Here is a 4,201-nt window from a genome sequence, read left to right as displayed (position 1 = left end):
CATCTGTAGGTATGGCTTTAATTGGTTTAGATGGTAAGTGGTTAAAAATAAACAAAAGTTTATGCAGTAGTTTAGGGTACAAGCAAGAGGAGCTGTTGGAGTTAACTTTTCAAGATGTAACACATCCAGATGATTACTTAACAGACTTAAATTTGTTAGATGAACTTATAGCTGGGAAAATTGATAATTATCAAATTGAAAAAAGATATTTTCATAAAAAAGGCCATACGGTCTATGTAATTTTATCTGTTACAAAAGTTACTAAAATAGATGGTAGTATATCTCATTTTATATCTCAAGTAGTAGATATTACGTCTCGTATAGAGGCAGAAAATAAAGTAAAAGCAGTTTTAAAAATTACTGCAGATCAAAATGAAAGTCTAACCAATTTTGCACATATTGTCTCTCATAATTTAAGATCGCATTCTACAAATTTATCAATGCTTACAGGGTTTTTAATAAATGAAACAGATCCAGAAGAAAGAGCTAATTTAATAAATATGTTAAATGAATCTTCTGACAGTTTAGATGAAACTATTACGCATTTAAATGAAGTAGTTAGTGTTAAGCTTAATGTGCTTGGTAAGTTAGAAGGTGTAAGGTTGTTAGAAACTTTTGATTCTGTTAGAAAAAGTATTATTGCATTGTTAAATGAAAATGATGTAATACTTAACATACGCATTCCTAAAGAGTATTTAGTTAATGCTGTGCCTGCATATTTAGAGAGTATTTTGTTAAACTTACTTACAAATAGTATTAAATACAGTTCTCCAAAAAGAAGATTGGTTGTAGATATAAAAGCAAAAAGGGAAAGAGACAAAATAAAATTGACTTTTTCTGATAACGGCTTAGGTATAGATATGAAAAGGCATAAAGACAAAATTTTTGGAATGTATAAAACTTTTCACAAACACAAAAAATCTAAAGGTATTGGTCTTTTTATAACTAAAAGCCAAATAGAGGCAATGAACGGAAAAATAGAAGTAGAAAGTTCTGTACATATTGGCACCACCTTTACACTATATTTTAATTGTTTTAAATAAATTATATGAATAAAATTTTTAGCGCTTGCATCATAGATGATGATCCAATATTTGTGTATGGAACAAAGCGTATAATGAAAGAAGTAGGCTTTACTGAAAAAATTGAAGTTTTTGAAAACGGATTAGATGCTATTGAAGAATTAACAAGGCAATCTACCATAGAAAAAACTCTTCCAAGATTAATATTTTTAGATCTTAATATGCCAATTATGAATGGTTGGGAGTTTTTAGATGATTTTGTAAAAATACCTGAAGCTATTAGGCAAAATGTGGTTATATACATTGTTAGTTCATCTATAGACCCTAGGGACATAGAAAGAGTAAAAACCTATGATATTGTTACAGATTATATTTTAAAGCCGGTTACTCCAAAGGATTTAAAAAATATGTTAGACGATATGGCAAACTAGCGTTCTCCAGGTGAAAAATCATCAGGAGCGTTTTGAGGCATATTTATAGTGCCGTTATCACCGGTATCATTATATATAAGCCACTCGCTAAAGTTGTAGCTACTAGAGCTTACGTTTATGTTTTGTTTGCGTTGTGCTTTACCATCTTCAAATTCATGATTTGTAGTAGAGCCATCTTCCCCCACAACGCCAAAAATATCTATAGTTGTTCCAAATGGATCTACTAATACTAGATTGTCATCTCCGTTAGAGTCGGCAACACTATTTTTACCAATACCTATATCTGGTAAAAAACCGTAAATATTAGTAAATTCATCTGCATTTGGTGAAATTACCAGTGTGCTCTTGGCGTCTATACTGTAACCAGTTAGGTCTAAGCTAGAGCTTATATCGGTACTGGCATTGGTGTATCTGTTTATTTTCCAATTATTTAAATCTAATCTTTTGTCACTGGCGTTATATAGTTCTATAAACCTTGCTCCAATATTATTATCTGGGTCTGCAAGCTCTGAGAAGAAAATGGAGGTTGAAGTAAATTCTGTTACTATTGGAGGACAACGATCTTTGTCAAAATTTAAATCGGCTTTAGATCTAATTTTTAATTTTAGCTCATTATCATCTTCAATTAAAATAGCTGTGACATTACCATTTTTATGGGGCAGTATGTTAGTTGCAAAGTCTGCGTAACCACTAGTAACAAGTTTTATTTGGTTTCCTTGGCAATCTTTAAGAGTGCGCTCTGTCTCCTCTTTGGATATTGCATAAGTTGTATTTAATTCCTCATCAATAAATTCTAAATTGTCTAATTTTATTAGTGTATTTGTAACACTAGAAGATAAGTTTTCTAAAGTAGTTTTTGTAGGTGTAATTTTTGTAGCACTGCAACTAGTGTATATATGTTCTTGCACTTGTAAGCTAGGTAGTCTGCCTACAGATTGGTTTCCAAATGATGTAAAAACACCACCAACCACAAATACATTACCTTTTTTTGCTAGGTATAAATTTTTTAGTTTGATGATTACTTTACTGCCAAGTTTATATTGTAGATAATAATCTCGTAAGTCTACTAAAAACTGAATGCCAGCTGTAGGGTTTTCTTCTTTGTTTTGAATATATATTGTTCCAAAAAAGTTGTTCTCTATGTCTGATGATATAATGTAACCTTCAATAATTAAATCGTCTTGTATTTTAACAATAGCACCAGTGGTAATTGTTTCCAAATCTTTAAAAGAAATATTAGATACTAAATCTGTACATTCTGGTTTAGGAGTATCAAAATCTTTATCTTTTACACATCCTAAAATTAGGAGCGTGCAAATTATAATTATAATGTGTTTTTTCGACTTCATATTAAAAGCTAATTGCTAGGTTTAAAAAATATGTTCTTCCGTAACCATACCAATATTTTGTACCAAATGAAGGAGTAGTACTTAAATTGTCTTGAGCCATCTGCCCGTAGTTGCCATTTCTGCTTTGTTCATATCCGCCTGTTTTAAAAACGGTGTTAAAAACATTGTTTACACTGGCAAAAACACTAACGTAATTGCCTTTTATAATCCAAGACTTACCACCAACTAGGTTAAGTAGGTAAAAATCATCCATTTTTTTTTGGGCTAGCAATTTGGTTACATTTTCTTTGGTTGCATCCGGAAAAGGTTGTCCGGTATCTGGATTTAAGTAGAAGCTTTGTGTCCTAGTTATTGTAGATATATTGGCGTAATTATTTCCCATAAAATTTGCAGAGCCAGATATCCACCAATATTTTGGATCTCTATATTCTATTCCAAAAGCAAATGCTTTTTGTGGTCCTTGAGCTAATTTATAACCTTTAATGTTGCTTTCTCCTAAGTTGCTATATCCTTCTAAATTTATAGCGTCTTCAAAACTGTTAGTAGTGTCAAAATTAATACTAACATTTGGGTTGTTATTATAGGTGTAATTAGCTATTGCTGCAACACCAGTTACTTTAACAGCAGAGGATAGTTGGTACTCTAGTCCTATTTCTAAGCCAGTATGTTTTTTGTTAATGTTTGTGACTACTTCTTGCACAAAATCAGATCCTATGCCAGATTCTACAAAGAAAAAATTTACATCTGTTTCATTATTAAATAATGTGTAAAAGGTAGAAATACGACCTGTTAGTTTTGGTAAGCGTATAAAATAATTTACATCAGCAGTTTTAATTTGTTGGTTGTCTATATCTGCTACAATATTATTATTTTCTCTAGGATTAATAAAAGTATTTTGTATTGTTGGAGGCCTACTAATAAAAGCAAACTGACCATTAACCCAATGTCTGCCTGTTATTTTATAGGTAAAAGCACCTTTTATGTTTATGGCACTAAAATTAATTTTTTCACTTTTTCCAATAGATGTTTCAGGATAACGTTCGTTTTTAAATAAACCTTCTCTTTGGTAGTTTATAGTGTTAATGTTTGTGCTTAGTGAGGCATACCATTTTTTGTAGGTAGCTTTTATTTGTGTAAATGCGTTTAAATTATTTCCAGAGATACTGTAGTTGTAATTAAAAATATCGTTTTCTTTTTTATTTGTATTTCCATTTGCATCGTTATTAGTGTTAGAGAAAGTGTCAATATCTAAGTGGTATTCAGCTCCTAATAAATCTTCAATTTTGGCATAATTATGAGAGTTGAGGTTTTTAAGCATAATACCTGCGTCTAAACTAAAATGGTTATTAAGTTTAATATTTGCGGTAGTGTTAAATGTTACAGTTTTTTCTTCTGCAAT

3 protein-coding genes and 1 pseudogene are annotated in these 4,201 nt (G+C 30.7%); 2 read left to right on the top strand and 2 right to left on the bottom strand.

Translation table 11 applies throughout. The features are described 5' to 3' along the window. Nucleotides 1-1,043 (top strand): PAS domain S-box protein (locus ABJD66_RS06355; protein WP_348129470.1); only part of this gene is annotated, 1,043 nt, incomplete at its 5' end. A gap of 5 nt (nucleotides 1,044-1,048) precedes the next feature. Next, nucleotides 1,049-1,453: a response regulator gene (locus ABJD66_RS06350; protein ID WP_100894625.1), complete on the top strand. Its 405-nt coding sequence runs from the start codon at nucleotides 1,049-1,051 to the stop codon at nucleotides 1,451-1,453. Here the strand turns inward: ABJD66_RS06350 and ABJD66_RS06345 are convergent. Continuing rightward, complete coding sequence (locus ABJD66_RS06345; RefSeq protein ID WP_348129467.1) at nucleotides 1,450-2,802, bottom strand: DUF5689 domain-containing protein; 1,353 nt, start codon at nucleotides 2,800-2,802, stop codon at nucleotides 1,450-1,452. The two genes, ABJD66_RS06350 and ABJD66_RS06345, sit on opposite strands and share 4 nt — an antisense overlap. Before the next feature lies 1 nt (nucleotide 2,803). Further along, nucleotides 2,804-4,201, bottom strand: a pseudogene (locus tag ABJD66_RS06340) (TonB-dependent receptor); the annotation flags it as partial.

The organism is Cellulophaga sp. (assembly GCF_039943695.1).
In the GTDB taxonomy this organism is placed as follows: domain Bacteria; phylum Bacteroidota; class Bacteroidia; order Flavobacteriales; family Flavobacteriaceae; genus Cellulophaga.
Note: the sequence above shows the minus strand (reverse complement) of the source record. Positions and strands in the feature narration are given on the sequence as shown.